Origin of the sequence: Salinimicrobium profundisediminis, assembly GCF_026241755.1 — a bacterium.
Classification (GTDB): domain Bacteria; phylum Bacteroidota; class Bacteroidia; order Flavobacteriales; family Flavobacteriaceae; genus Salinimicrobium; species Salinimicrobium profundisediminis.
The window spans coordinates 140,422-165,142 of the sequence record NZ_JAPJDA010000004.1 but is presented as its reverse complement, the minus strand read 5'-3'; the positions used below and the strand labels follow the sequence as shown (position 1 = coordinate 165,142).

24 protein-coding genes and 1 tRNA gene are annotated in these 24,721 nt (G+C 38.8%); 6 read left to right on the top strand and 19 right to left on the bottom strand.

Translation table 11 applies throughout. The annotated features are described in order from the left end of the window. The first annotated feature begins 63 nt into the window (after positions 1-63). Positions 64-729: a hypothetical protein gene (locus OQ279_RS03840; RefSeq protein ID WP_266068484.1), complete on the top strand. Its 666-nt coding sequence runs from the start codon at positions 64-66 to the stop codon at positions 727-729. Between the two features lie 185 nt (positions 730-914). On the opposite strand, the gene OQ279_RS03835 is transcribed toward OQ279_RS03840, so the two are convergent. The 3 genes from OQ279_RS03835 to OQ279_RS03825 form a co-directional block, all read right to left on the bottom strand. Further along, positions 915-1,166, bottom strand: a complete 252-nt coding sequence (locus OQ279_RS03835; RefSeq protein WP_266068483.1) for a hypothetical protein — start codon at positions 1,164-1,166, stop codon at positions 915-917. Between the two features lie 231 nt (positions 1,167-1,397). Then, positions 1,398-2,312 carry an SDH family Clp fold serine proteinase gene (locus OQ279_RS03830; RefSeq protein ID WP_266068482.1) on the bottom strand — a complete coding sequence of 305 codons (915 nt, stop codon included), beginning with the start codon at positions 2,310-2,312 and terminating at the stop codon, positions 1,398-1,400. A gap of 1 nt (position 2,313) precedes the next feature. Then, positions 2,314-2,505, bottom strand: a complete 192-nt coding sequence (locus OQ279_RS03825) for a hypothetical protein (RefSeq protein WP_266068481.1) — start codon at positions 2,503-2,505, stop codon at positions 2,314-2,316. Positions 2,506-2,795: 290 nt separating this feature from the next. On the opposite strand from OQ279_RS03825, the gene OQ279_RS03820 reads away from it, so the two are divergent. Beyond that, the gene (locus OQ279_RS03820) at positions 2,796-3,140 is read left to right on the top strand and encodes a hypothetical protein (protein ID WP_266068480.1); all 345 of its coding nucleotides are present in this window, start codon (positions 2,796-2,798) and stop codon (positions 3,138-3,140) included. Between the two features lie 19 nt (positions 3,141-3,159). Here the strand turns inward: OQ279_RS03820 and OQ279_RS03815 are convergent, their stop codons facing one another. The 7 genes from OQ279_RS03815 to OQ279_RS03785 form a co-directional block, all read right to left on the bottom strand. Beyond that, positions 3,160-3,765: a recombinase family protein gene (locus tag OQ279_RS03815; RefSeq protein WP_266068479.1), complete on the bottom strand. Its 606-nt coding sequence runs from the start codon at positions 3,763-3,765 to the stop codon at positions 3,160-3,162. Positions 3,766-3,900: 135 nt separating this feature from the next. After that, positions 3,901-4,971 carry a RelA/SpoT domain-containing protein gene (locus OQ279_RS03810; RefSeq protein WP_266068478.1) on the bottom strand — a complete coding sequence of 357 codons (1,071 nt, stop codon included), beginning with the start codon at positions 4,969-4,971 and terminating at the stop codon, positions 3,901-3,903. 56 nt (positions 4,972-5,027) lie between these two features. Continuing rightward, entirely contained in the window at positions 5,028-5,552 is a 525-nt protein-coding gene (locus OQ279_RS03805) for a hypothetical protein (protein WP_266068477.1), read from the bottom strand. 45 nt (positions 5,553-5,597) lie between these two features. Continuing rightward, entirely contained in the window at positions 5,598-6,353 is a 756-nt protein-coding gene (locus tag OQ279_RS03800) for a hypothetical protein (protein WP_266068476.1), read from the bottom strand. A 1-nt stretch (position 6,354) separates the two neighbouring features. Beyond that, positions 6,355-9,495 (bottom strand): type I restriction endonuclease subunit R, encoded by a 3,141-nt coding sequence (locus tag OQ279_RS03795; RefSeq protein WP_266068475.1) that lies wholly within the window; start codon positions 9,493-9,495, stop codon positions 6,355-6,357. A 4-nt stretch (positions 9,496-9,499) separates the two neighbouring features. Continuing rightward, entirely contained in the window at positions 9,500-10,771 is a 1,272-nt protein-coding gene (locus OQ279_RS03790) for a restriction endonuclease subunit S (RefSeq protein WP_266068474.1), read from the bottom strand. Further along, a complete protein-coding gene (locus OQ279_RS03785) occupies positions 10,755-12,329 on the bottom strand; it encodes a type I restriction-modification system subunit M (RefSeq protein WP_266068473.1) in 1,575 nt (524 codons plus the stop codon). Before OQ279_RS03785 ends, OQ279_RS03790 begins: the two co-directional genes overlap by 17 nt. Before the next feature lie 565 nt (positions 12,330-12,894). On the opposite strand from OQ279_RS03785, the gene OQ279_RS03780 reads away from it, so the two are divergent. The 3 genes from OQ279_RS03780 (at position 12,895) to OQ279_RS17930 (ending at position 15,706) form a co-directional block, all read left to right on the top strand. Continuing rightward, a complete protein-coding gene (locus OQ279_RS03780; RefSeq protein ID WP_266068472.1) occupies positions 12,895-13,509 on the top strand; it encodes a hypothetical protein in 615 nt (204 codons plus the stop codon). A gap of 358 nt (positions 13,510-13,867) precedes the next feature. After that, positions 13,868-14,029, top strand: a complete 162-nt coding sequence (locus OQ279_RS03775) for a hypothetical protein (RefSeq protein WP_266068471.1) — start codon at positions 13,868-13,870, stop codon at positions 14,027-14,029. Positions 14,030-14,047: 18 nt separating this feature from the next. Then, positions 14,048-15,706, top strand: a complete 1,659-nt coding sequence (locus OQ279_RS17930; protein WP_370866493.1) for a recombinase family protein — start codon at positions 14,048-14,050, stop codon at positions 15,704-15,706. Here the strand turns inward: OQ279_RS17930 and OQ279_RS03770 are convergent. The 4 genes from OQ279_RS03770 to OQ279_RS03755 all read right to left on the bottom strand — a co-directional run bounded on the left by OQ279_RS03770 (position 15,666) and on the right by OQ279_RS03755 (position 18,326). Beyond that, a tRNA-Met gene (locus tag OQ279_RS03770) sits at positions 15,666-15,738 on the bottom strand. The genes OQ279_RS17930 and OQ279_RS03770 overlap by 41 nt on opposite strands. Positions 15,739-15,795: 57 nt before the next feature. Next, positions 15,796-16,149 (bottom strand): SpoIIAA family protein, encoded by a 354-nt coding sequence (locus OQ279_RS03765; RefSeq protein WP_266068470.1) that lies wholly within the window; start codon positions 16,147-16,149, stop codon positions 15,796-15,798. An 81-nt stretch (positions 16,150-16,230) separates the two neighbouring features. Then, positions 16,231-16,413: a CPXCG motif-containing cysteine-rich protein gene (locus OQ279_RS03760; protein ID WP_266068469.1), complete on the bottom strand. Its 183-nt coding sequence runs from the start codon at positions 16,411-16,413 to the stop codon at positions 16,231-16,233. 2 nt (positions 16,414-16,415) lie between these two features. Continuing rightward, positions 16,416-18,326 carry an ABC-F family ATP-binding cassette domain-containing protein gene (locus tag OQ279_RS03755; RefSeq protein ID WP_266068468.1) on the bottom strand — a complete coding sequence of 637 codons (1,911 nt, stop codon included), beginning with the start codon at positions 18,324-18,326 and terminating at the stop codon, positions 16,416-16,418. A gap of 219 nt (positions 18,327-18,545) precedes the next feature. Between OQ279_RS03755 and OQ279_RS03750 the strand changes: the two genes are divergently transcribed. Continuing rightward, entirely contained in the window at positions 18,546-18,932 is a 387-nt protein-coding gene (locus tag OQ279_RS03750; protein ID WP_266068467.1) for a DUF983 domain-containing protein, read from the top strand. On the opposite strand, the gene OQ279_RS03745 is transcribed toward OQ279_RS03750, so the two are convergent. From OQ279_RS03745 to porK, 5 genes are all read right to left on the bottom strand, one after another. After that, on the bottom strand, positions 18,929-19,987 hold the full coding sequence (locus OQ279_RS03745) for an NAD(P)/FAD-dependent oxidoreductase (protein WP_266068466.1): 1,059 nt from the start codon (positions 19,985-19,987) through the stop codon (positions 18,929-18,931). The two genes, OQ279_RS03750 and OQ279_RS03745, sit on opposite strands and share 4 nt — an antisense overlap. Positions 19,988-20,060: 73 nt before the next feature. Next, a complete protein-coding gene (gene porN / locus OQ279_RS03740; protein WP_266068465.1) occupies positions 20,061-20,954 on the bottom strand; it encodes a type IX secretion system ring subunit PorN/GldN in 894 nt (297 codons plus the stop codon). Between the two features lie 11 nt (positions 20,955-20,965). Beyond that, positions 20,966-22,510 (bottom strand): type IX secretion system motor protein PorM/GldM, encoded by a 1,545-nt coding sequence (porM, locus tag OQ279_RS03735; RefSeq protein ID WP_266068464.1) that lies wholly within the window; start codon positions 22,508-22,510, stop codon positions 20,966-20,968. 52 nt (positions 22,511-22,562) lie between these two features. After that, complete coding sequence (porL, locus tag OQ279_RS03730; RefSeq protein ID WP_266068463.1) at positions 22,563-23,207, bottom strand: type IX secretion system motor protein PorL/GldL; 645 nt, start codon at positions 23,205-23,207, stop codon at positions 22,563-22,565. A 53-nt stretch (positions 23,208-23,260) separates the two neighbouring features. Beyond that, positions 23,261-24,616: a T9SS ring complex lipoprotein PorK/GldK gene (porK, locus tag OQ279_RS03725; RefSeq protein WP_266068461.1), complete on the bottom strand. Its 1,356-nt coding sequence runs from the start codon at positions 24,614-24,616 to the stop codon at positions 23,261-23,263. Positions 24,617-24,721: the final 105 nt, after the last annotated feature.

The window sequence follows — 24,721 nt, the reverse complement described above, 5'->3', positions numbered from 1 at the left end:
AGCCTTAGATTAAGGGTAGTTTAAGGGATAATCTTATATTGCATCAAAATCCCTTGATAGTTAATGAAGATAAATTCAGATCTTATTTGGGCACTTGCTTTACTTGCAGTGGCAGCAGCATCCTTCTTTTTAGGAATGAATAAGGAAAAACTTAAAAACGAAGAACTGCTGGAAGAACGCCTTGCAGAAATAGAAATCCTTGAGAAGAAGAATCAGCAACTTTCGGAAGAATTGACTTCCCGAGGCATCTACAGCTATCCGCAGGCTACTGTGGTCTCTAAGTTAAAAGCGGCTGTAGCTACAGTTCTTATTTCTCTCAATGGCCAGGATCCAATCCCCAATTTAAAACTCAGGAGAAATGTCATTTTCAACTATTCGGGGAAGGAAAATTTACAGCTGGATCAAAAAGGGAAGTTTAGCGACCTTGGCACTTTAAAGCCACACAACCCTTCGGCATTTGATATTCCCCTGGAAGAAAAAGAAATTGCACTCCACCTGGAATTCGATTCAAAAAAGAACCAGTGGCACCAATACATATGGATTAAAACCGGGACCAATGGTGACATTGCTACCTTTTGGGTAATCACAAACGAAAACTCTGCGGTCATAGACAAACACATTGACCCCGAATTTCCCACAGATGAGGAAGAAAAAGTGCTGCTCTGGAAGGGAGAAAGGATTCATTATTCAGATCTAAAAATGAATTCCATTTTTCCGCCTAACAACTAAACCTCAACTTCCCCAAGAAATTCCATCGGGTAAAATCTTTTTTGAGAACAAACAAGACGTAAAAAAGGTTCACGTTCACTAAACAAACAAATCATTCTTTTGAGTGGCTTATTTAAGGGCTAAAAAAGCAGAAAAAACAATTGATTTCATAGAAGTCCTGGTTCCCATTAAAACCTCTTACACTACTAGTATTGACTACCTCCAGCACTAACAAATATAGTGGTAACGTCACTCGTCTCACTGGTTTCATAAGTGGCACCGCTCATTTCCAATTCAGTAAGTTTTGTTGAAGTGCAACCTCCACTACTCGATTTCTTCAGAGTAAAGGCAAAATTAAAAGTTATTTCATCTCCAATTGTGACTATATACACATCAGATTTTGACACCCAGCCCAATAGTACATTCACTACATTTCGATCTGTTTCATAATCGAACACAACAGCTTCCCCATCACTATTAGTTATTTGAAGCTGACTCTCTTCAAATAATTCATTCTCCCTATTCTGTACCTATTCTGTACCCATGGCAAAAAAGAAAGGCTTCACATTTCTGTGAAGCCTTGTCTTTGCTAGTAGCGGGAAAAATTGGAATATCGAATCAATTCATGCAAGATTTAAGTGCAGTAGCTGGGTTACACGAAACAATACACTAGTGTCGTACCAAAATTTTTATTGTGGTTGCGGCGGCTGAGGGACAGAATTTTCTACATACGCAACACCATTATGGTTTTCAATAATTTTGACCGAAGCGGTATGTGAAAAAGTATGCATAAATGCGTGGTGAGTGGTCAATACTGCATCCTGAAGGTCCTGATTATCCTCTAAGGAGCCTATTTTAAGACCTATTTCTTCACATTCTCTCTTGGATATATGTCGAGCATGTGATTTTTGCTTCTTGTGGTCGGCAAAGGTCTTAAGAATATTTTCAACTATAGAGGTGTCGTCAGCGCACATATTTTCTTCCAGCCATTTTGATACCATCTTTTCAGACCATTCAATGGCTTGTTGACAAGCTCCTAAAAAGGTTGGATGATATTTACTGATTATTACTTGCCACAGTGCGGCAGCATGTGGGTTTTTTCTAATATCTTCCTTGGCCTGTTTAAATTCGTTAATAACTGCCTGGCATGCAAGTCCACCCATCTGAGGGTCAATAGGTCCTAAATTAGAATGTTTCCCCATAATAATCTCGCTAGAAGAAAGCGCAATCATAGTTCCAGCCGACATAGAAATTTGAGGAACTATTACTCTGATGTTTTTACCAAACATGGAGTATAGGTAATCAACTAAGGACTCGGTAGCGGCAATATCACCACCAGGAGTGTGCAGTATTAAATCTAGACCTTTACTCTTATCCAGCCTATGAATGGTTAACATCAGACCAGATTTGTCCTTATCATTAACTGCGGTATCACGTGCTGTAGGTTTTTGCAACCAACCTGAATAATAAGCTATGGTATTACGACCCGTTATCTCAGATACCTGTTTAAGGTACTTTCTACGGACTAAATCTAATGGATTATGGTCTGGGTGAAGTTGCCGTGTTTGGTGAATTTCGGCTATTACCTCATTCCAATTGGGCATACTAAATCTGTGTATTTAATATAGTACTTCCAGAGGTTTTTACAGGAGTATAGTCTTCATACAAGGAAAACTTTTGAAAATAATCACCCTCCTCAGACCATTGTTCTTCAACAATAGTTGTCCTTTCCGAGGTTTTCATTATTTCCTCATAATCATTAAGAAATAAATCCGATTTATTTTTAGTCTCACTCATTTTACGATTTTTTTTGAAGCTGCAAATGTATAACAATTTTTGCACCATAAGCAGGTAGGGAACTGCTGATTGGGATTTGAAATTTAAATAGAATATTTCAATTTACCACCATTATTTAGTTAAGGATTTTATAATAGCCTTCCCTTTTATTCCTCTTTGCAGCCAGACTTGTAAGAATAAAACTCACAAATATAGGTCACTTATTAGTGAATTCTCATTAATTTGTATATTATTACACCAAATTCATTGTTTATATCGTTCATTAATGGTAATTTTGCAAAAAATAAAATATGATTGATATAAACAACTTAGAACCATTCGGCATCTGGTCGATTAAAGAAATAGGAATAATTGGGCGTCCGATAAATGGACCAACTAAAGTGATACTTCAAGAAGATATCCTCCTTATTCGTAAATTTAGAAATAATGATGTTTGGCATTGGCCAATCTTAATAGCTTGTGAGGAATGGTCATCCCTGAAGGATGTAGCAGATTTACTACATGCAATGGTTATAAAGATGAGTGAACTGGAAAAACCCGTACATCTGAAAGACCAAATGGAAACAATTCATTTAACCACAGTCTCAGCTATGGTCGATATAATCGACAGTAAAACTTCAAAAGATGCTGCCTAATAAATTTAATAATGGTGGACTATGATTCCACCATTATTTTTTTCACCCTTTGCACTGTACCGACACTAACACTAGTTAACTTAGCCAATTTACGAATTGAAAGGTCTGGGTGATTCTTTGTCTCTTTTACCACGTGTTTATATTTTTCCAGGAACTCAGTTTCATTCATACAAGTACCTTTTTCACGTCCCTTATAAACTCCTTTAGCCTTTGCAATTGCAATACCTTCAAGCTGACGTTCACGTAAATTAGCACGTTCCATTTCAGCAACGTTACCGAGAACCGATACGATTAGTTTGAATACCTGGTTTGGCTTACCGTCAACCATCGATTCAATACCTAAGTTGTCTACCCTAAGGACCACATCATTAGTGGTAAAATACTCCAAGGTGGTTAATACATCATAGAGATTTCGGCCCAGGCGGTCCACGGCAGCCACTGAAACAAAATCGACAGTTCCATTCTCAATAGCGTTCATCAGTTCCTGGCCCTTTTCTCTTTCGTTGAAAGCAACGGACCCGCTAACAACATCACTAAAAATCATCTCATCTGGATGATTTCTTTTAAGTTGACGCTCTAAATTTTGGTTAGGACTTGAAATTCGATTGTAACGGGCTTTTTTCATGGTGAAAAGATTTCCACCAAATATAGGTCATCTATTTATAATGTACAAATTTAGGGTGGTTATTTTTGAACAGAAATAAGGCCAGCAAAACTGTCATAATAGACTAATCCAACCATATCGGTAAATGGGTATAAGCTAACTTTGAACAACTTTGGATGACTCAAGTCTCCTTAGCTTCGCATGTATAAGATTTAACTTTTTCAGAAATTCCTGCGTATCTAAAAAATAACTTGGATATGCTTTACGAAGAGAATCAATTTTATTTGTTGAAACTAAAACACATTGCAGAGGTGCACCATCTGAAATTTCGCTTTCAATTTTTGTATAATCAGTATTAGCTTGCTCCAAATATCTAGCAGAATAACTTTTTACATTAACCACCCTTTTTTCCAAATTTAGAGTTATTAAATTATACTTACTATTAGTGCTTTTAGCAAAAATATGGTCTGCAGCCACTGAAAAACCCCTTAATTTTTCTTCAACTCTTAACTTATTACTTTCATCCACTATATCTTTGAAGATATCTTTTTCAGACCTTCCAACATGTTGACTGGGGAGAGGGCAATCCTCCAGTATGGCAAACCCTGCACTAACTAAAGAAAAGTATTCTAACCAATTAACGGGACCTTGACTGGACTTAAGTGAATAATCCAAAAAGGTACCCATTGTTTCAACAGCAGTAGCCCAGGTATGTTGTAATTTGGACCTTATTTGAACTTCTATTCTTAGCCCATCCGATTCAGGTTTATTAGGATTGACATATTGATATATAAGGTGTATCCCTCTATAACCCGAATATGCTGGTTCTTTAATATAATCTTTTTCATCCTTTAAGATATGGGTAAAAGTGCTTTCACGATAACTCTTTTCTACCTTTCTTACTTGATTTACATTATTAACGATTGCTCTTAAACCAGCGATATCCTGCATAGTTGAAAGCTTCATATTTGAAAACCTATTGAGCTTCGAAACGATTGAAACTGCACGTTTCAGTCTCTGGGCAATAACCACATTTTTATAACCAAGTCTATAAATTTTATCTCTTAAAGTGGCTTGAAAAGTATTAATAGGACCCGCATGAATAGTCCGCCAATAGGTAAGAATATTTCGAGCATAAAGAATTTCTTGATTACTATAAGAATGTGGTGAAACTAAAATCTTCCCTGCTTCTTTTACTTCATTATTTGAATACTTTCTTTTTTTCACAATTATTGAATCGCTTTTAATTCCTAGACTTCCCAATTGGGGCTAACCTTAATCCTTTAAAAACCCCAGACCTTTTTGTCTGTGCGTTCATAAATGTTATAGTAATTATCTTTCAACCATTGAACGGGATAATAATTCGTGGTCTGCACACTACCATAGCCATAACGCATATCTCCTTGTAAAAAAACAATTTGCTGGGACTTGGCCTCTTTTTTTGTTTCCCTGGCAAACTCTGGTGTTACCCGATTCAACCCTATTTTTCTATATATGGGTTGAATTAAGAGGAAGTCATTTAGTTTCTCATAATTGTATTTCTGAAAATGAAACTCCATATCATCATTCCAGGTCTTCACCATTGATGTTAATAGAGCCTTACTTTCAAACATCTCAGCTTCCATTCTCTTCTTTAGTAATTTTTGACTGGTTTCAATTTTCACTTTACTTTCATAGAGCTTTTTATAGTCTGCTTTAAATTTTTGAAATTCATTCTTCAATTTTTCAAAAACATCATACTGGTTTCTTATGATAGCTCTTTGGTTATATAGATTTCTTATTTCGATTTTGTCTTCTTCAGAAAACATTTCTTTAGTCATAACAATGTCATTAAGTTTACTAATGCTTTCACCTTAATCAATATTCCAGTAAGCATCGGGTTCTCCCCCTAAAGCATCATCAATGAAATCATCTGATAAATTCCCACCATAACCATCTCCAGGCCCCCCATATTTATCATAACTTTCGGTATGGTTAAAGTCGTCATAATTACTTTTGGAATTCCCCTCAATATTCTCCTCCTGCTCACGGGTATGAGCAATAGTCTTTCTTATTCGGTTAACCTTTTCCTGAAAACCAATACCATATCTTAAGTTCAATTCTTTAATGGTGGTCTCATTATATTTACAGGTATACTTTCCTATTTTATCTCCCACTCCAAAAAATTGTGGATTAATAAAGCTACCTTCTAAAGCCAAAAACTCATCTTTTCCGAGACAACTTTGAATAGTGAGCGGGGCTATCGCAATATCAAAACTTCTTTCCGAGGTCTCCAGAATCACTCTTGTGGAACCATTTCTATCCTCATACCTAACTTTATGAATTTCCTTCATTAAGGATTTATTCTCTTTTCTAAACTGAATTAAATCGCTTACAGCCAAGAGATATTTATCCACATTAATATTATTCTTATCATCAATTGAAATAATCACTTCACTTCCTATGAGCACTTCTAACTCATTAGGTGCTATTCCAGAAGCCTCAAATATCTTTTCAATTTGGAAATAATCTTCTCTCCCGTTATCCAAACAGAATTTAACTCCTTGCTCATATCCCCAGCGGGAATTAAAAATTTCCAAATCGGTGATGCTAGCCTTCTCTGTTTTCATTTTAAAAACTTCTTTGTTTCTTAAAATTCTCCGCTTGCTCAAAGATTTCCTGGTACACTTCGTCACGGTCGACGGGCGGGTAATCATGTTCGGCAAGTAACATAATAAGGTCAACTTTCAGTTCTGCTTTTATATCGGCCCGTTTGCTCCAGTCGGTGTACTTGGTGAGGTCATCCACAACATCTTTGACCGCTTTAGAGAGAGTTATTAATTTAGCTTCAGGATACTTGAAGTCATATTTGTGCGCAAGGGATTTTAGGATATCGTAGAAGGCTTTTTCCTCGAAATCTATATCCAAACCTTTGTAGGATTGCTGCTCCTCCCTCAGGGCATTATATAGAGCTAAAATTTCATCAGTAAATTCATCCAGGACTTCACTTCTTAGTACATCATCTTCTTTGCGTTCATTATATCGGTCCACCAATGTTTTGAACTTGTTTGAGAAATCGACTCCCTGGGCTTTGTTCACCTTACCAAAATCATCAATAGCCTTCTTGAGTAACTTCTGAAGTAATTTTATCCTGGTGTTAGGGAGTTTAATCTTCTCCACTTTTGCCAGGTAATCTTCATCAAAAATATTTACCTGGTCCTTTTCACCCATTGCGTATATCTCTTCTACCCCATCACTATCCAGGGCTTCCTGAATCATCTCCCGAACTTTTGTATTCATTTGAGCGGTATCAGGTGCATCGGCTCTTGTAAGCTTATGGACTATAGATTTAATAGCAAGATAGAAATGTATTTCATCACGTTCTTTGGTGCCAAATTCATCACTGGCACAACAAATATCATAAGCTGCCTTCAACCGTTTTACGATATTAATAAACCGTCTTTCCAGGTCTTGAGTAAGTTGAACAAATTCCACTGCCTGGTTAAGACACTCCAGTTGCTCAGCAGAAGTACCCATAAAGTAACCCCTGGAATCAAACCTATAGAAGATTTTGGATAACAAGTTGAGGTTATCCTTCACAACTATTATGCTTTGGTCAATGTCTTCAAACTTATCACGGTCTATGGCTGAATATTGCTTCAGAGCCAGGTTCATTTGTTTTTTAATACCGATGTAATCAACCACCAAACCTTTTTCTTTACCCTTATAATTTCGGTTGACCCTAGAAATTGTTTGAATGAGATTATGCTTTTGAAGCGGCTTATCAATGTAAATAGAATCCAGGAAAGGAACATCAAACCCAGTTAGCCACATATCGACCACAATGGCTATTTTGAAGTTGGATTTTTCATTCTTAAACTGCCTGTCGAGTTCCTTACGGTCTTCTTTGGTCCCAAGGGCCTCATACATTTCCTGATGGTCATCTTTACCACGGGTCATAACCATCTCAATCATCTTCGTTGGTTTTAGCTCCCGTTTATCTTTATCGGTAAGTTCGGCACCTGGTTCATGCTTTCTTTCTTCAGCCCAATTGGGTCTTAACTCTGTTATCTCTTTATATAGGTGATACGCTATTGGTCTACTTGAAGCTACAAACATCGCTTTTCCCTTCACTGTAGCTCCTTCAGCGACTCTTTTCTCATAGTGATAGACAAAGTCTTCAGCGATGGCTTTAAGGCGGTGAGGGTCCCCTAAAATGGCATTCATATTGGCCATTTGTTTCTTACTTTCCTCTACCTGATATTCATTTGCACCATCTTCAGCTACACGAGCATAGTATTCCTCAATTTCCTCCAGTTTACGGTTATCGAGTATAACTTTAGCTGCTCTCCCTTCATAAATTATCTTCTTGGTGATACCATCCTTTTCACTTTCGGTCATTGTGTAAGAGTCTACTACATCACCGAACACATCTAAAGTAGCATCAACTGGAGTTCCAGTAAAACCAACATAGGTTGCATTGGGTAAGGAGTCGTGAAGATATTTGGCGAAACCATAGGTTTTTTTCACCCCATCTTTGGTAATCTTAATCTTTTGGTCCAGGTTAATCTGGGAACGGTGAGCTTCATCACTTATACAAATAACGTTCGTACGTTCGGTAAGTAAGTCAGTATCTTCCGTAAACTTGTGAATGGTAGTAAGGAATACCCCGCCACTATTTCTGCCTTTTAGCAGTTCCTTTAATTTGTCCCTGCTTTCGACACTCTTAATCTCATTATCCCCTACATATAGTTTAGCACTGGTGAACTGCTCCGATAGCTGGTCATCTAAATCGGTACGGTCGGTAATTAGGATAATGGTCGGGCTGGAGAAATAAACCGACTTCATCAATAACCTAGTAAGAAATAACATCGTAAAGCTTTTACCACAACCAGTGGCACCGAAATAGGTTCCACCCTTACCATCACCTTCTGGTTTCTGGTGCTCTTTGATTTTATCAAATAACTTACGGGCAGCGTAATATTGTGGGTATCTACATACTATTTTTTCATCTTTCTTTGAAGAGTCGGGTAAGTAAATAAAGTTATGAACCACATCCCTAAGACGGTCACGGTTGAGCATCCCCTTTACCATTGTGTAGAGGGAATTAATACCATCTACTTCCCGTTTGTCTTCTGGTTCAATCTTCCTCCAGGAATAGAAGTATTCATAACCAGCAAAGAAGGAACCCGCACGGGTATTTACACCATCACTGATAATACAAAAAGCGTTATACTTAAATAACTCTGGGATATCTCTACGATACCGAATCGTTAACTGAGTGAACGCATTGTATACGGTGGTATTTTCCTGGATAGCAGTTTTAAATTCAAAAACCACCAACGGAATACCATTAACGTAAATAATCCCATCGGGGATTCGTTTATGATAGCCAACAATCTCTAGCTGATTAACTATCTTATAAATGTTTTTATCGCTGCGGGAATAATCTATAAGTTGAATATAAAGGTCTTTCTTATTACGGTCCTCCCGTTTAAGTAAAAACCCATCACTGATTAACCTGGAAATAGCCTTGTTGGATTCATATAAATCTGAAGCTGGGTAAGTCTCCAACTTACGAATAACCGACTCTACCTCATTCTGGGTAATACCATAATCTCTATACTGACTGAAAAGAAACTCACTTAAGTCACCCTTTAACAACACCTCGGATTCTTCCCGAAGTATAGTTTTCCCTGAAACATAGGTATACATTTCTTCTTCAAGATGAGTTATAATTGCTTGTTCCAGCTTTTCTTCAGTGAATTTCATTAAGTTAAGGAGTTAAAGTCTGCTCTTGAATTTCCAATGTTAATGAAGATATTTGAGCAAGCAGCAAATCTTTCAAAAGTTCATTTTTCGCATTCTCTAGTGCTATAGATAACATCCAGGCATACAATGGCCTGGCAATATTTTCAAATTTGTCAAGTACCTCCTCCGACGGTTTAACTTCAAACTTACCATTAAAGTCTTTTGTAACTAATGCATTAAAAACTGCACCTACTACTTCTTTTTTAATCTGGTTCACGCAATCTATTGACGTTTGATGCGTGAAAAAGGGATAATTTCCAGTCACTGCATAACAACTTTGATTCATTGCCATTTTACATCCCGCAATAGATATTGCCCCAACTGTACCACGTGCAGTAATAAAAGTGGTGTTTTTTGGATAGATTCTAGTACTACTTTTTCTAAATCCCAATTCAGAAATATTTTTCAAAGTTTTAAAACTATACGTGTAGTTACCAACATCCTTAGGGGTAAAAAAGGGAATTTCACCATTCCAATAGTTTTCGTTTTTAGTACTTGGTGTACCACCACCGCTCAACTTGAATAATTGAAGGAATTCTTCTGCCTCCCACTTAGACGGAATTTCCTTGTCTAACTCCTCACTAAAAACCATTTCCCCACCACTAGATTTATAAGGTTTTCCTTCTAATTCTGGTTTACCAATAGATTGAGCATATTCCCTAGAGATGGGAAACTCAAAATCTACAAACCAATAATTGTATAGGGTTTGGGCTGTTTCTTCAAGTTTTGTGTTTAGCTCTTCATTTAATTTAATACGATTCACCACCGTGTTATATTCATCAACGATTTCCTGCTGTATTGAGGGGGATGGGATGGGTAATTTCAACTCGCAAAGGGATTCCCAACTAAACCCTCCACGAACACTATTGTCCGTGGTAAACCAAGCATTGCGGTCAAAATCCTTTCGTCTAAACCACATCATCAGATATTCAGACAGTAAGGCCTTTTTATCAATAATTTCAAATACCACATAAGCGGGAGAAACAATAATTTTAGTCTTCCCTTTCAGTAAAGCTATGGGAAGTACTTCATCCCTACCAACGTGCATCGGATTGTAGGCAAATTGTCCATTTTTCACCACTCTATATTTGGAAAGGTCAGTACCTTTAGTATTAGCTACGGAGGGCATAAAGAACTTGGAAATATTTATACCCATAGGTTCGGTAATACTTAAATCACTGTTTCTTACTTTAACCTGACGGATATATTCCCCTAATGTTTTATAACTCGATTTCATAACCAAGTTCTTTAAAAACCTTTAATAATTGCTTTTTTGATTCTTGTTCTTGAGATAGCAAATCCGAAAATTCAGTTTTAAGTTCAATCATTTTCTCCTCAAAATCAATATTCTCATCTCTATTGATGAACTCGATATATTTGCTGGGCACCAGGGAATAATCCTTTTTTCTTACCTCTTCAATATGAGCAGAATAACAGAATTCAGGCACATCTTCATATTCAATTTCGCAGCGGGTTTCCTGCCAAGAATGGTAGGTATCAGTAATATCTTTAATATCATCATTAGAGAATTGAATGTACTTCTTTTCAAATGGCACTCCCCGTTTGCGAAGGTCCATAAAGAGAATTTCATCCCTACGGTTACGGTAATGTCTTTGCGTATCGCCTTTGTCTACCGTCCGTTTGGTTTTATTGTTATTTAATATCCATAGGGTGACACTAATGTCGGTGGTATAAAACATTTTCATTGGTAAAATCAAAATTGCCTCCACCAAGCAGTTTTCAATTAATTTCTTTCTAATCTTATACTCTTCACCCCCACCAGATATAGCACCATTTGCCAAAATAAAGCCAGCTACACCATTATGTGATAGCTTAGAAACCATATTAAGAATCCAGGCGTAGTTAGCATTACTTACAGGTGGCACTTCATAACCAGCCCATCGTGGGTCATCAATTAACTCATCTTCGCCACGCCACTTCTTTTGATTAAAGGGTGGGTTAGCCATAATGAAGTCAGCCTTAAGGTCTGGATGCTGGTCACGGGCAAACGTATCGGCAGGGACATCACCCAAATTAGCAGAGATACCACGAATTGCCAGGTTCATCTTAGCCAGCTTATAGGTGGTTGAAGTATATTCCTGACCATAGATACTCACCTCCTTCTTATCCCCGTGATGAGCTTCAATAAACTTTATGGATTGTACGAACATACCACCACTTCCTGCTGCAGGGTCATATATCTTCCCTTGGTATGGCTCAATCATCTCAGTAATGAGGTTAACAATACTCTTTGGGGAATAAAATTCCCCTTTACCTTTACCTTCCTTTAAAGCAAACTTTGCCAGGAAATATTCATAAACCCGCCCAACAATATCTTCAGAATTGTCTTTTTGAGTATCGATATTATTAATGGTATCAATTAGGGAGCTTAGCTTACTCACATCCATATTTAGACGGGAGAAATAGTTATCAGGTAGCGCACCTTTTAGGGATGGGTTGTTCTTTTCTATGGTAAATAAGGCAGTGTCAATCTTAATGGCTATATCATCCTGTTTACTATTATTTTTAATATAACTCCAGCGGGATTCTGAGGGTAGATAGAATACGTTCTTCATAGTGTAGAATTCCGTCATTTCCACAAACTTCTCTTTACCCTCCTCAATGAGTTCCTGCTTTCGGTTCTCAAATTTATCGCTGGCGAACTTCAAGAAGATAAGTCCCAACACCACGTGTTTATATTCAGAAGATTCAACGGTTCCCCTTAGGGCATTAGCACTATCCCAAAGGGATTCTTCTATACTCTTCTGTTTCTTAGCCTTAGTTTTCTTGGCCATATATTAATGGTTCGATATTTAATAATAATTTGTTAAATATAGGAAAAGTATAGCTCTTCCCAACTGTGGTTTTCCGTAAAACCCTGGAGCATTTAATAACCACATAATGGCGATTATCACCATTTTATAGGGTCTTTTAGAGCCATATAAGACAGTATCAAGTGAGATATCATAACTGACATTTGGACTTCTGGGTTGCTATTAGCTCAGAGTTACCAGAGCTTTGGAGCAAATGTTAAAGGAGATAAATCCTTAAAAAATGATAAGGCCTCCAAAGCTTCCCTCTCAAAACACAGGGGGACCTGGGAAGCGTTTGGTGTATCCCCCGTCCTCCCTGGTAACGGACCCACCCCCGTATTACTATGGTGGTCTAGCCTTCAATGTTCCACTAGGAATTTGGTGATAATTATGTATACCTATGTCAAAATTGACACAGTAAAAATAATTTATAAAAAATCTATTGCACCCTTTACAAATAGCATTTCTGACATATTTATAGGAAGAGATTAAGGGGAAAACCCCTTTATATCTCCTTTATATATAACTAATAAAAGAAGTAAAAGAAATGAAATACTACAGAAAAGAAGAATTTATAGAACTGACAAAGATTAGTCTCAGTAAGCTCTATAGATTTTACAACGAGTATCCAGAACTCGGTAATGAGAGGAAGGTGGTGGGTAAGAAGCAAAGGAAAGATATACCTGAAACTCATTTAAAATACTTTGACCTGGGTTTAATGATAAAGTCAGACCAGGAAAAGGATGAGAAAATACAAAACCTTCAAAAGATAATTTACCTGGCAAGAGATAAGAATTCCTTAGCCGCCAAGTTATGGTACATGGACTGGGTAATCTTCGGTACTGTATCCTACCGAACAGATTGTACTAAGGATACCTGCTATAACAAAATGGTTAAGTTGTATAACCAATTAAAGAGTGACCTGGAGGATTCAGATTTGAAGTTATTCTTTACCACAGAATCCTATGATATTCGTGGTGGGAATCATAATCATTTTGTTATCAATTGTAGTCCCCAAAAGGTTAACCACGTTAACCAATTTATTGAAGAGCATTTTAAGTGGGATAGAGTTTCCCTGGAAGAATACACCCCAATAGAAGCAGGTCTATTCTATATTACTAAAGAAGGATTGAAAGGAACTTCCTGGGATTATTTGTTTTAACTCCTGAATGAAACCAATCAGAACAGCCTCACCATCTACGTTGAGGCTTTTTTAATCCCTAAGAATACAAGTCATAAATAAATGACTATAATTCATTTTAAAAACATTATTATTCAAGTTAATTCATTCAACAAGGATATTTTTTAATAATATTTCATTTTTATCCTTGTCTCCTTCCTTAATGTGTGGTAATTTTGTCTTCAGTTAATCTCGATGGCCATCTATGATTATCGACATCGACCCAGGTCGATAAGTCTTAACCTTATGAGTAGACTATAAAGGAATAACCCTCTTAGAAGGGATTTCTCCCTCCGCCTCGTAAAAAGTAAATGGAGAGACCAAAGCGGAGAGAATCGGGATGTCTAGACCACATAACGATGATGTCTGTGAACATCACAGGTTGTCACTATCTGAACTACGTAAAATTGAAAAGTACAAGGAGGTGACCGACGAAGAAGGTGAAGCTATCATAGATGATGCAATCACCTTAGCCAGAATGATTCTGGATATTTTAGATTAATATTTTAACATTAATAGAATGGATTTAAAAGAATTTGATAAGTACATAAAATCAGATAAAGCTGAAGCAAACAGCAATAAAGAAATTTGGATGTATACCAGAGTTAGTAGTAAAGAACAATTTACCAACTATAGTATTGAAGACCAAATTAGAAGTATAAAAGAGTACGCTAAACAACATGGATTTGTTATTACACAACAGCATGGGGGAACTTATGAAAGCGCAAAAGGAGACCATTTGACTCGTAAAGAATTTATGATTCTATACAACAACGTCTTGGTTGCAAAACACAAGCCATTTGGTATAGCCATAAAGTTCTTAAGTCGGTTCTCCCGCTCAGGAGGTAGCGCAATAGGATTGGTAGAAGAATTGGTTACCAAGATGGGAGTTCATCTTATAGAAACCAGTTCAGGGCTCACAACAGAAAACGAAAGAGACCGCATAACAATCTATGATAAACTGCTGGAAAGTCGTAAAGAAAATATCCAGCGGCTAGAACGGACTTTACCTGCCATGAAAGATTTCTTAGCAGAAGGTAAGTGGTTAGGCAAACCCCCTCGTGGTTATACGATGTATGGTAAACGTGTCACGAACGCTAATAATCGCAGATACGATGGGCAGAAAATAGAAATAAATGAAGAAGGAGAAATTCTGAAAAAAGCCTGGAACTGGAAAGCCGAAGGAATGGCTGACGTGGATATCCGATATAAATTACTAGATAAATATCACTTTAAAATCAGTAAACAGAACATATCTGCCATGTGGAGAAAACCTTTTTACGTCGGTATTCTCACACATAAAATGCTTGGCAAATCGGTGAAAGGAAACTGGCCACCACTAATTTCAATGAAAATTTGGGATAAGGTTCAGGACCGATTAGATTCTTCTACCCGTAAAGCTGGCTATGAAAAGGCCCCAGTGAATGAACATAGGCCATTGACAGGCTTCATTTACTGCTCAGAATGTGGTGCTCCAATAACAAGTTACATTGCTAAAAAAAAGCAGGTCCACTACTATAAATGCCAGCACGGTGCAGGTGGCAATATGAATGCCTATACCACCCCAAGAAGTTTAAAACCTGGAGTTAATGATTCTTTCATTGATTTTCTAGCCAATTTAGAGCTGGATGAATATGATAGAGAGCTCCTAAGCAATCAAATACTGGAGCTAACACATGAACATCAATTGGAGAAAAAAGCGTCCTCAGAATCCTTAAAAAAGGAGCTAATAAAACTTCAAAATAAGTTAGATAAAGTAAATGATAAATTCTTCATGAGTGATAGTGCCGATGAAACAGCTTACAACAGGGTAAAGCGAAAATTGGAGAATGAAATAAAATCGGTTGAAGAGAAACTGGAAGATGCACCACAAAATTTATCGAACCAGGAAAATTTGCTAATAAAAGCTTTGAACTTCTGCCAAAGCATGAGTAATCATTGGGCTTCAGGAGATATTCATCAAAAAATTAAAATCCAAAAGACTCTATTTCCTGAAGGTTTGGTGATAAATCCAGAAACAAGGCAATATCGAACCAATAAAATGAATAGGTTAATCTCTGTTATTGCAGAAATAGCACGGGATGACAAAGACTCTAAAAACAAGAAAACCACCCGAAGGGGTGGTTTGTCTTCTATAGTAGCGGGAACTGGACTCGAACCAGTGACCTTCGGGTTATGAGCCCGACGAGCTACCTACTGCTCTATCCCGCGATATTGGACTGCAAATATACAACCGATTTCTACTTTACCAAAGAAAAAAATAAAAAATTATTCAGAGATCCAGGCAAGGGCTGTCAACCGCTCCTCATTTGTAAAACTTTTGATATCAGTAGGCATAATAAGGTCTTTGATAAACATGCTGTTCCTCAGCCAATCAAGGTCTGATACCACTGCAATCTTCCTGAAACTTCTCGTGTGGTTCAGGTTAAAAGTCATTTGTTCTAAAAAAGCTTTAAAACCTAATTTGCTACCTCTCTTGATCTCAAAAAAGATACTAATCTCCTCATGAACTTCTATTTTATCCAGAATTTTAGCCTGCACATTTTCAATAAGCTCCTCATCCAGATCCGTATCTATTATTATTCCCACTACATTTTCAGCTAATTCAAAAGTTGATACCATACAATTCAAAAGGATTTTATTCTCTAATTTAGTGAAAATCTCCTAAGAAAAAAGGGAAATCATATATAACAACCTGATTATCTATTGCTCTATACTACTGACTTCAAATTCCTGCAGCTCGCCTGACTGGAATCTCACAGATATCTCTATAGGATTGCAACAAATCTCACAATCTTCAATATACCGCTGCCTCTTTACAGAAGTATCCAGCAACATAGAGATCTCTTCCCAACAGTAGGGGCATTGAAAGAAATGTTCATACATGGCTAACTTACCTTTTCAAGCTCTTCCTGTACCTGCTCCCACTCCTTCATGGCTTTTTCAAGCTCCTTCTTTTTAAACTGGTAATTCTTGAAAAAATCGGGACGCGCCATGGCCTTCTCATAGTTGTTAGCCAGTTCAAGGTCCTTCTCCTTTATTTCCCTTTCAAGTTTGGTGATCTTAGCTTCTATATTGCTTAGCTTGTTATTAAGGGATTTTAGCTTTTTTTGATTCTGGTAAGAGTCTTTATTGCTGCTTTCTTTTGGTGCCTGTTTTTGTACATCGCGTTTCTCCACCTCACGCATATCTACCAACTTTCGCTGCTCCAGGTAGTAATCTATATCTCCCAGGTACTGTTTTATTTTATGATCTTTAAATTCATAAACTTTATTGGTGAGCCCCTGAAGAAAATCCCTGTCGTGAGACACCAGGATCAATGTACCTTCAAAGCTCTTTAGAGCGTCTTTTAAAACGTTCTTGGATTTAATATCAAGGTGGTTGGTAGGCTCATCCATTACCAGCACATTAAAAGGTTGTAGCAACATTTTGGCCAGAGCCAAACGGTTTCTCTCGCCTCCCGAAAGCACTCTTACATATTTATCGACTTCATCGCCCCGAAAAAGAAAAGACCCAAGTATATCCCTCACCTTTGACCTGTTCTTCTCGTTGGCCGCATCTATCATAGTATCCAGAACAGTCTTTGAACCGTCTAAATACTCTGCCTGATTTTGAGCAAAATATCCTATTTGTACGTTATGCCCCAGTTTAAGCTCGCCTTTATAGTCCAGCTCGCCCACAATGATCTTTGCCAGCGTAGATTTACCCTGCCCGTTTTGCCCTACAAATGCAGTTTTTGAATCACGTTCAATCAAGAGGTCAATATCCTTCAGCACATTTTTATGCCCGTAACTTTTAGTGATATGATCAGCTTCAATAACCACCTTACCCGGCACCACAGAAACCGGAAACTTCAAATTCATTACCGAATTATCGTCCTCATCTACTTCAATACGGTCTACTTTGTCAAGCTTTTTAATGAGAGATTGTGCCATACTTGCTTTTGAAGCTTTGGCCCTGAATTTCTCAATCAGCTTTTCGGTCTGCTGAATTTGTTTCTCCTGGTTCTTTTGAGAAGCCAGCTGCTGCTCCCTCAATTCCTTCCGAAGAACAAGGTATTTTGAATATGGTTTATTAAAGTCGTAAATCCTTCCAAGGGAGATCTCAATGGTTCTGTTGGTCACATTGTCGAGAAACATCTTATCGTGAGACACGATCACCACAGCTCCGGGATAGTTGTTAAGAAACCCTTCCAGCCAGATAATAGATTCAATATCCAGGTGGTTGGTAGGCTCATCCAATAGAAGAATATCGTTTTGCTGAAGCAGCAGTTTTGCCAGCTCAATCCGCATTCTCCATCCTCCCGAGAAGGTATCGGTAAGTTTGTTAAAATCATCACGTTTAAAACCGAGCCCCTGAAGAATACGCTCTGTCTCCCCCTGGTAGTTGTAACCCCCGTGAATCTCGTATTGATGCTGCACATCATTGAGATCTACCATTAGTTGATGGTACTCCTCACTTTCATAATCGGTACGCTCAGCAAGCTGGGTGTTGATCTCTTCGAGCTGTTTCTCCTGCTTCTTGATCTCTTCAAAAGCTTCATAAGACTCTTCAAGAACCGTACGCCCTTCTACAAAGTCTATATCCTGCTTAAGAAAACCTATTTTTAAATCCTTGTCAGATGCAATTTGGCCCGTATCGGGTTCCATTTCGCCCGAGAGGATCTTGAGCATGGTAGATTTTCCGGCCCCGTTTTTACCTATTAGCCCCACTCTGTCACCGCCACCAAGCCTAAAGGTGATCTCTTCAAACAAATATTCTCCGCCAAAGGAGACCGATAAATTATGTATATTCAACATTCCTCTTCAAAATTTCTGCAAAGATGCTCATTTTTTCAGGGTAAAAAAATAGGCTGCAGATTGATATAGCTAATTAAAAACCAGTTAGGCTCAAAAGTTTTGCCATTATTACTTCGGAAGAAGGCTTTCACACACCCTATTTTCATTCTGCGGAAAACCTTCCTGAAGACTTATTCTTTAGCCGAAAGATCCGTAAATTTGTAACTCTTACCGAAGCTTATGAACTCATTAAAAGGAAATAAACTGTACAGCATTTTCACAGGTACCTGCCCCGTTTGCCAGGAAGAGAGTATGTATAAGGAAGATAACCCTTACAAGATCTCAAAGCTGTTTGCCATGCACGATCGCTGTTCAAACTGTGGCACCAAATATAAAATGGAACCTTCTTTTTTCTTTGGCGCCATGTACGTGAGCTATGCGGTGGGAATCGCCTTCGCCACCGCCGCTTTTGTGATTTCTTACTTCTTTTTAAGCCTGCCCCTGCTGCCCACCTTTATCATTATTGTGGCTACGCTGATCATATTCCTGCCGGTCATAGTGCGATGGAGTAGAAATATCTGGGTCAATTTCTTTTTTAGTTACGATCCAAAAAAGGCAAAAAGCTAAGCTTTTTTATACCACTTTCGGGTAAACCTGGAGATGTCAATCTCTGGATCCAGTTCTTTACCTTCCTCAATGAAATCTATAAGTTCTTCAGAAATTGATGGAGCTATTAAGATTCCGCGGCTTCCAAAACCATTGCATGTATAGAGATTTTTGTGGTCCGGGTGCTGCCCCACCATGGGTCTGCGGTCTATCGTAGAAGGTCGCAAGCCCGCAACCTGATCTACCACTTCAAAATCGGTTTTAATGAGATCCTTCAGTTTTTCAACCAGCTCTTCCCTGGCGGCCTGTGTAGGTTCGGGAGTTTTATCGGTATTGCTGTAGGTTGCCCCCACGGCGTAGTGATCTCCTCCTGCCGGAAAAATAAAGATCGAAGATTTTACGCCTACTTCCAGGTCGAGCCCGGGTGCTTTTATAATGATATATTCCCCTTTATTTCCTCTTAACGGAAGATAACTGAAATAGGAATTCTTCTGAATCCCAAAACCTTCGCAAAAAATGACTTTTTTGGCACCTATGTTTTTGTACTGCACACCCGAAGTGGTTAATTGCAGTGCATCATGATCAAAAGTTTCCTGTACAAGCCAGCCCTTCTCCTGAAGGTGTTCAGAATAGGATTCCAGAAGGTAACGCGGATCAATTCGGGAGGTTTTCAATACTTTTCCGAAAGAAAATTTCCCCGGAATATGTTTATTGACCGAAGCAACAAGTTTTGTATCGAGAAAAGGAGCGATTTTAGGCTTATCGGCTGCTGCAAACCAGTTGTTCTGCTCTTCTATAGATGAAAACCGCCTGTAGACCTCCAGAGGGCCTAAAAAGGTCTTTTTGAGGTGCGCTTCCATATCTTTATAGAACGTGTATGCTTTTTCCAGTTGCTCATCGGCCTTCCAGGCCAGGGTGAAGCGCTTCAGGATAACAGGATTCATGAATCCGCCGGCCACTTTTGAGGCTTCCTGGCTGTCATCATCAAAAACAACAAAGGATTTTCCGGCTTTTTCGAGCCTGTATGCAAGGCAGGTTCCACTAAGGCCTGCCCCAACAATAATATAGTCTTTCATGTTACAAAATTAGATATAAAAAAACGCCTTTTCGGGGAAGAAAAGGCGTTATAAATTCATTCATGCGAACAGTTTAGTAATTCCACATATCCTGTTCAAAATTCCTTATTTGCTCCTTGATCCTTTCAGACTCCAGTAGCTGCATAAAGGCATTGTTACTTATATAATCATCAACCTGGCGGTTGCCTTGTACATTATCTTCAGCATAAATCACCGCATTGAACCTTCGAGCGTTGAGCAAGTGATCAAAGGATACCGGATTTGAGGTATTATCGGGGTTATAAGCATAAGCATCGTTCAACACTTCTCTTGCCCCGGGAAACCATACCCAAAAAAGCTCTACCAATGCAGATGCACCTCCCTCATCAATAAAGTTTACATCAGGTGCAACCGGTGCAATGGCCAAAAGCCTGTACTTAAGCTCTGCCTGGCGCTTGTCAAAATACCAGTACCCGCGAATGTGATATTCAGCAATATCGGCTGAAGAAATATCTCTTCGGCTTATAAATTGTGGATCAATCTCTTCCCCGGCATTGTATTGCTCGATACCAAGATCGGTTGTATCAACTTTAGACAACGCCGCCTGTATGTCATTCAGGGTACGCTTATCATTAAAGTAAGAGTCGGCATAGATATTTTTAATCTTTCCGCTTTTAATACCGGCTACCAACACGTCGTAAAGAGAGCGTCTTGAACCCCCAATCTGGTTAGTATCTATAGGATAATACAAAGGGAAATTCACTCTTTCATCGAGATCTATGATCTCCCAGGTGGTTTTTGCCCAAAGTACATCCCTGTCATCAACATATCCATACTCCAAAGGATCGTTCTTTCCATAGGTAAGCTCTGCCTTGGTAGGGCCTCCTATTTCGTCGGGACTTTTGGCATTAAGAAGATTACTTTGGCCAAAAGAGGTCACCGAAACGAGCAATCCACATAATCCTAACAATAATTGGTTCCAGTTCATGTTCTAATGATTTAATTTGTTAATTCAACCAGTACCGGAGATACTTGTTTTAGCTTATACCCTGAGCTTCCGGCAAGTTGAGCTTCCACATCAAAGATCTGGATAGTCTCGCCTCTGCCTGCTCTTCTTAGCGCTCCAATAGCACTCTGGTCAAGCTTTTGTCCTCTCACCTGAATAGTTGGCTGACCCGGTACACGGAATTTGAATCCGGTTACCCTTAGATCAACATCAAATTCAAAATCGGGCAGAGCTGCTCCAATGGTTGAAATTTCAAGGTTTTGACGCTGCATTCTTACTGTTCCGTCTTCCCCTCTTACAGTTCCAACAGGTCTTGGTATATCGCGTACTCTAAATGTTTTGCTGTCGCTTACTTTTTCTCCTCCCGGAAGTTCACCACTTACATTAATGGTCACTTCACGAGCCTGGAGCGTAGTAACGTCCATAATGTAATTACCGGCTCCACCTGTAGACCTTAGCCCCGGTGCATTAGCCGATACGTTACCCACTCCTGGTATAGAGATGGTCATAGGGTTTGCAACCCCACGGTAAACCACGTTCATCTTATCGGCAGAAATTACTGCGGAATTAGGTTTTGGAATAACACTATATGAGCTGGTCACCGGAATTTCTACAATAGAATCCCCTTCTTTAAACTGAAGTTGCCCGGTAATTTTTTGCTCACCTACATTCCCGGCTGGGAATTTAAGCTGCACCTGGCCGGCTTGTGTAGAAGCCACTTTGTTACCGTTGATCACAACATTCTCAAAACGCAAAGAGGGATCTACTCTTCCTAAAACCACTTTTCCGGAGAACTGCTCTCCACTAAAGAATGCCGTTTTGTCGGGAATAACTATAGCTTCATAGTTAGTCAAAGAAACATCACTTTGAAGCTGGCCCGAAAGCATAGCTGAAAGCGCATCATTCTCTGCCGACTTTGCATCGCCTTGCATTTGAGTAAGCTTTGTAATAGATGCAATTAGCGGAAATCCTTCAAAGTTATAAGATAACCATGGGCGTTTCACACCTTCACCATCTACAACAGGCTCTGTGCTAAATTCTCTTCTAACTTCAGCAGCTATTTGAGAAAAATCTTCTCCTAATACATTTGCAACACCTTCACGGTATTTCTCTATTTCGGCAAGAAATTCCTTTCCTGCTTCACTTGGCTGCCCGCTTGAGAAAAGATATTCATCAAGTTTTGCAGACTGATCCATTGCCTCATAGTCTTCACGCTCATCTCCTTCAATATCTTCAAGCGCTTTTTCCTTGAGGTTATCAATGTATGTGGTAAAGTTACCAGTTAAGGTATGAATTTGTTCCGCCTTTTCCTGCAACGGAACATACTTGGCCGGTTGTTCTTGAGCTTTTGTTGCCAATCCTGCAATTGCAGCGGCATTTCTTTCAGTAACAGAGGCATTTGATTCGGCTAAACTTTCGTTAATCATTCCAAAGGCAGTAAGTACTTCTTTGGACATATTTAGAGCCATCATTGCGATGAAAACCAGATACATCAGGTTAATCATCTTCTGTCTTGGGGTTTGTTTTCCAGACGCCATTCTCTAATTTTAGTTTGTTCTTTTAATTTTTTTTAGGGCAAAAAGCTTCCTGTTAAGCCTTGACGTGCATAGCAGAAAGCATTCCTCCGTAAACATTGTTTAGAGAAGAAAGGTTGGTAGCCAAAGACTCCATTTGCTTATTTAACCTGTCAGCGTTTTCGGCTACTGCATCATTCACTTCTGCCTGGCGTGAAGCAGACTCTACCTGTACTTTATAAATATTGTTCAATGACTCCAGTTGATTTGCAGCCAGGCTCATTTCTTCGCTGTACTTCTTTTGAGAAGCCATGGCATCTACTGTAGGAGTAATATTTTTTGCGGCACCTTCAAAGTTTCTAATACTATCCCCAAGGCTGCTCATCAAATTGGCATCGATCTTAGCCTCACGTAAAATATTGTCAAGTTTTTTAGATAACATCCCTTCAGTCTCTTCGTTGCTCACCAATGCCTGGTTATTTCGGGTTGCCGGTGTACCACCAGCCAGTTCGGGATAAACCAGAGACCAGTCTACTTCGTCATCTACCGGTTCAAATGCAGAAACAGCAAAAACAATTGCTTCTACAATAAGACCAATGATAAGCATTAAGTTACCAAAAGGCCAGTGCATGATTTTAAATAGTGCCCCGAGAATAACTACAGAAGCACCCAGACCATACACCATATTCATTAATTTCTTACTCGACTTTGATTGTGCCATGATAAATAAAAATTTAGTTCTTTTTTAATAGGTTATTTGTGAAATAGGGATTTTTATCTTGTTTGATTCAGGGTAAGATCTGTACCCAAATAATCCTGTACCGTTCTAAAGCCGATGTAACTACGGGCAGAATCTGCGTATTCATAGTCACGGGAACTCACCTGAAGAAAATAAGCTACATCTTTCCATGATCCTCCACGAACTACTTTCTTCATGTTAGACTCATCATTAACCGACGGGTTCATAGATGAAGAATACTCATAAGATGCAGGATCATACGATGAGAAAACCCACTCGGCAACATTACCAGCCATATTATACAATCCGTAATCATTAGGCTCATAAGATTTAGCCTCAACGGTGTACAAAGCCTGATCGGCTGCATAATCTCCTCTTAATGGTTTAAAGTTAGCCATAAAACAACCGCGGTCGTTCTTGGTATAAGGCCCACCCCACGGATAAGTAGCAGACTCAAGGCCACCCCGGGCTGCATATTCCCATTCGGCCTCTGTAGGTAAACGATAAGAGTTCACATTGTGCTCTCCTTTTGATTTCCTGTAAGAGTTGTGATACAGGGTTCTCCATTGTGCAAAAGCACGTGCCTGTTTCCAGGAAACCCCCACCACAGGATAATCGCTATAAGCATCATGCCAAAAATAATCGTTGTGCATGGGCTCATTATAGGAATAGTTAAAATCTTTGATCCAAACAGTAGTATCTGGATAGATTTGAATTTCTTCAGTTTCAATAAAATCGGCACGCTTACCCGGCTCTGCTCTTGCTGCCGAACTTACGTCCATCCAGGTGTAGCGAAATTTAAGATGATTCACATCAAAAGAACGCTGGCCATTGTATGCTTCTTCGATAGGAATATATAGGGTGTCCATCACCTCAGCATAATATTCATCGGGGTAGTCTCTGGTATCCCAAATAAGATCTACATCCTTATTGATCTTTCTGCCTTCATAATCTCCAAGACTGTAGTAGTTATTATACATGTACTGTTCATAGGGAGTCATATCGGCCTCCTCGCTATCGGCAAAAGCAAATTCACCAATCCCTCCTGTACCGGGGGTTTCACCAATCTCTTCGGCAAAAATGGCAAGTTTCATTCTGGTAACCGAATCTTTTACCCAATTCACAAACTGGCGGTATTCCGCATTGGTAATTTCGGTTTCATCCATATAAAAAGAACGAACAGTAACAGTTTTTGGCGGAGCATTGTTCAATCCGGCAATATCATCATCACTTTTACCCATGATGAATGCACCACCAGGAATTAACGTCATCCCCAACGGTTTTTCGGGATGCCATTTCTTTCCCTGCGCACCAACCAATTGCCCTTGATCACTGCGACCACACGAGGCCAAAACAGAAATTACAGCAATAAGCGAAAAAAATTTCCTCATAATATCTCTCAAAGTTAGGACATAATAGCTCCAAGGCAGTAAACCTATTTATTTATTTTCTAATAAACAATTTATTTAGTTAAAATGCAGAAGCTACAAATGTTT

What these genes read in the sequence shown, in the direction of transcription:
- OQ279_RS03840 (WP_266068484.1), top strand. Translation starts at nt 64, where the DNA reads ATGAAGATAAATTCAGATCTTATTTGGGCACTTGCTTTACTTGCAGTG.
- OQ279_RS03830 (WP_266068482.1), bottom strand. Translation starts at nt 2,312, where the DNA reads ATGCCCAATTGGAATGAGGTAATAGCCGAAATTCACCAAACACGGCAA.
- OQ279_RS03825 (WP_266068481.1), bottom strand. Translation starts at nt 2,505, where the DNA reads ATGAGTGAGACTAAAAATAAATCGGATTTATTTCTTAATGATTATGAG.
- OQ279_RS03820 (WP_266068480.1), top strand. Translation starts at nt 2,796, where the DNA reads ATGATTGATATAAACAACTTAGAACCATTCGGCATCTGGTCGATTAAA.
- OQ279_RS03815 (WP_266068479.1), bottom strand. Translation starts at nt 3,765, where the DNA reads ATGAAAAAAGCCCGTTACAATCGAATTTCAAGTCCTAACCAAAATTTA.
- OQ279_RS03805 (WP_266068477.1), bottom strand. Translation starts at nt 5,552, where the DNA reads ATGTTTTCTGAAGAAGACAAAATCGAAATAAGAAATCTATATAACCAA.
- OQ279_RS03800 (WP_266068476.1), bottom strand. Translation starts at nt 6,353, where the DNA reads ATGAAAACAGAGAAGGCTAGCATCACCGATTTGGAAATTTTTAATTCC.
- OQ279_RS03795 (WP_266068475.1), bottom strand. Translation starts at nt 9,495, where the DNA reads ATGAAATTCACTGAAGAAAAGCTGGAACAAGCAATTATAACTCATCTT.
- OQ279_RS03790 (WP_266068474.1), bottom strand. Translation starts at nt 10,771, where the DNA reads ATGAAATCGAGTTATAAAACATTAGGGGAATATATCCGTCAGGTTAAA.
- OQ279_RS03785 (WP_266068473.1), bottom strand. Translation starts at nt 12,329, where the DNA reads ATGGCCAAGAAAACTAAGGCTAAGAAACAGAAGAGTATAGAAGAATCC.
- OQ279_RS03780 (WP_266068472.1), top strand. Translation starts at nt 12,895, where the DNA reads ATGAAATACTACAGAAAAGAAGAATTTATAGAACTGACAAAGATTAGT.
- OQ279_RS03775 (WP_266068471.1), top strand. Translation starts at nt 13,868, where the DNA reads ATGTCTAGACCACATAACGATGATGTCTGTGAACATCACAGGTTGTCA.
- OQ279_RS17930 (WP_370866493.1), top strand. Translation starts at nt 14,048, where the DNA reads ATGGATTTAAAAGAATTTGATAAGTACATAAAATCAGATAAAGCTGAA.
- OQ279_RS03765 (WP_266068470.1), bottom strand. Translation starts at nt 16,149, where the DNA reads ATGGTATCAACTTTTGAATTAGCTGAAAATGTAGTGGGAATAATAATA.
- OQ279_RS03760 (WP_266068469.1), bottom strand. Translation starts at nt 16,413, where the DNA reads ATGTATGAACATTTCTTTCAATGCCCCTACTGTTGGGAAGAGATCTCT.
- OQ279_RS03755 (WP_266068468.1), bottom strand. Translation starts at nt 18,326, where the DNA reads ATGTTGAATATACATAATTTATCGGTCTCCTTTGGCGGAGAATATTTG.
- OQ279_RS03750 (WP_266068467.1), top strand. Translation starts at nt 18,546, where the DNA reads ATGAACTCATTAAAAGGAAATAAACTGTACAGCATTTTCACAGGTACC.
- OQ279_RS03745 (WP_266068466.1), bottom strand. Translation starts at nt 19,987, where the DNA reads ATGAAAGACTATATTATTGTTGGGGCAGGCCTTAGTGGAACCTGCCTT.
- porN (WP_266068465.1), bottom strand. Translation starts at nt 20,954, where the DNA reads ATGAACTGGAACCAATTATTGTTAGGATTATGTGGATTGCTCGTTTCG.
- porM (WP_266068464.1), bottom strand. Translation starts at nt 22,510, where the DNA reads ATGGCGTCTGGAAAACAAACCCCAAGACAGAAGATGATTAACCTGATG.
- porL (WP_266068463.1), bottom strand. Translation starts at nt 23,207, where the DNA reads ATGGCACAATCAAAGTCGAGTAAGAAATTAATGAATATGGTGTATGGT.
- porK (WP_266068461.1), bottom strand. Translation starts at nt 24,616, where the DNA reads ATGAGGAAATTTTTTTCGCTTATTGCTGTAATTTCTGTTTTGGCCTCG.